Genomic DNA, 2,093 nt, shown 5'->3' on the forward strand with positions numbered 1-2,093 from the left:
TGGTGGCTGTATCGCTCATTTACAAAGCTTGTTAACTCCGCAGTAAGTAAATTACTTTCCTGACTGCTCATAGCTAATTTGTAAGATTGTATAAGTGTATCTGGATCACCAAACAGATCACGGTAATTTGCTGGTTTCCTGTTAGGTATTCTTTTTAAATCGTAATAGTAATCATGGTTAATCTTTGCCCATCTCCAGCTTTTTTTGGTGTCTGGTAAAATGTTATGATGACGGTGACAAGGTTGGACAGATTGTTTGTATTTAACTCTAATAACAGTATGATATTTTTCTGTAAGGTCACATATAGAAGCAACAAGATTTTGGCTCAGCCAAACAGTATTGTTCTTAACTAATATGTCACCTTGTTGAAAATTCATTTATTTTTCAAAAAATTCAATTAACCATCTCAAATCCTTGTATATCATTATTGATAATTCAGTAGTGAATTTTGATTTACCATTTATTATGTCACAAACATATTTTTTAGTACAATCATGCTTTATAGCCAGCTTACTACTAAGCCCTGAAAGCATTTTTTTTTCATTATCACTAAAATCTATTATCATTTTTTTTGTAGATTTGTTACATACTGTTACCAAAAGTAAAACATGTTTGATAAAAAAACCAAACTTGTTTAATAAAAATAATATTATTTTACCATTTTATGGAATTACCAGGTATTAACAGAAGGATAAAAGAGTTGATAAATGAAGAGACTTTTGGCAAAGTCAGACCTTTTGCCGAACTTATTGGATTTCAACAACCTCAAAAATTAAACAGGCTTTTTAAACCTGATAGCCGTAATGGTGAATATCCTATACCCAGTACTGATATAATATTAGCTATAGTAGATAAGTTTTCTGATCTTAATATTGAATGGTTACTGAAAGGAAAGGGAAAACAAAAAAAGGATGCACTTCAAAACACTCAATCTGAAGATAATGTAGAGTTAACGGAAAGTGACATAATGAAAGTAATAGAAGTAATCTACTTACATGAAAATGAATTAATGGAAAATAAGCTGTTTATGAATTGGTTATCTAAAAAACAAGCAGAGGCAGAAAACAGAATTTTAAAGAAAATTAAGGCTATAAAAGATGATTAGTTTAAAACTTTTCATATGTTAATTTTAGTTCTTTCAATAACATGATATTATCCTTATTTAATTGACTCATTTCTCGTTCAATTTGTTTCGCTTTTTGGTTTATTCTTGCTAGTTTGTTTAATTCTCGGACATATAGCTCTATCTCAAAATCCACTTCATCAAACTTATTTAGATCAGAGATATGGTTATTTAATATTTCATCGAGAGCAGACAAAGCTTCTATATCATTGATCTTAGACTCTTTTACTTTTCTTTTTAATGTTAATATTTTGAAAGTATTTTTATTAAGCATCTTCTAAAATTCTATTTTTTAAAATCGCGATTGTTTCTTTAGTCTCTTTTATGAATTTTTCATTATTTATTCTTTGCTCGGATTTATATGGTTTCATTTTATTGATCATATAAATCAATCCAAGAAAAATAATTGAAACACCTATTGCATAGGTTTGTAACAAATAATCGTCAAATTTAATTGTAGGTTTAAAAATCCAATATATCTGTATAAAATAAATATACACAGGAACTATATATGACGATTTATAAGGCTTAAAAATAGAAGCAAATGCCATTAATAGAGGAGATAACGATTGTGCGAAAATCCAAACAAAAGTTTTTGTAGACTTAAAACCAAAATTATTTTCCAAATTAAAATTGGTTACTTTATCCGCAAATAAAATTAACCCGGATAAAATAACCAATACACTGGCAAAAACTCTTAAATTCGGATTAATTCTATTATCCTTGGTCTCCGGGTCTTTGAATTTCTTCTCTATCAACTGATATAAGCTCATTTTCTTCTGTATAATAAATTTCTTCTTCAATTCTTGGTGTTGTACAGGATGTTAGTAAATAAGTACATATAAATGCTAATACAAAAAATATTTTTTTCATGACTATAACTTTAGTGGTTATTATTAACTCACAAAGTTACATATAATAAAAAATCACTTGTTTACAGTCTGTAACCACACAGTATTAATATTATGCT

4 protein-coding genes and 1 pseudogene are annotated in these 2,093 nt (G+C 27.9%); 1 reads left to right on the forward strand and 4 read right to left on the reverse strand.

Going from position 1 to position 2,093, the window contains the following annotated elements; translation table 11 throughout:
• Positions 1 to 377: pseudogene (locus tag FOF46_RS30635) on the reverse strand (hypothetical protein); the annotation flags it as partial.
• On the reverse strand, positions 378 to 566 hold the full coding sequence (locus FOF46_RS32000; RefSeq protein ID WP_167572025.1) for a hypothetical protein: 189 nt from the start codon (positions 564 to 566) through the stop codon (positions 378 to 380).
• A gap of 98 nt (positions 567 to 664) precedes the next feature.
• On the opposite strand from FOF46_RS32000, the gene FOF46_RS30640 reads away from it, so the two are divergent.
• Entirely contained in the window at positions 665 to 1,105 is a 441-nt protein-coding gene (locus tag FOF46_RS30640) for a hypothetical protein (protein ID WP_143919218.1), read from the forward strand.
• A 1-nt stretch (position 1,106) separates the two neighbouring features.
• Here FOF46_RS30640 and FOF46_RS30645 read toward each other — a convergent pair whose 3' ends face one another.
• Together FOF46_RS30645 and FOF46_RS30650 are read right to left on the reverse strand one after the other, a co-directional pair.
• Positions 1,107 to 1,397, reverse strand: a complete 291-nt coding sequence (locus FOF46_RS30645) for a hypothetical protein (RefSeq protein ID WP_143919219.1) — start codon at positions 1,395 to 1,397, stop codon at positions 1,107 to 1,109.
• Positions 1,390 to 1,896, reverse strand: coding sequence for a hypothetical protein (locus tag FOF46_RS30650; RefSeq protein ID WP_143919220.1), 507 nt, complete (start codon positions 1,894 to 1,896; stop codon positions 1,390 to 1,392). Before FOF46_RS30650 ends, FOF46_RS30645 begins: the two co-directional genes overlap by 8 nt.
• Positions 1,897 to 2,093: the final 197 nt, after the last annotated feature.

Origin of the sequence: Aquimarina algiphila, assembly GCF_007489275.1 — a bacterium.
Taxonomy (GTDB): Bacteria; Bacteroidota; Bacteroidia; order Flavobacteriales; family Flavobacteriaceae; genus Aquimarina; species Aquimarina algiphila.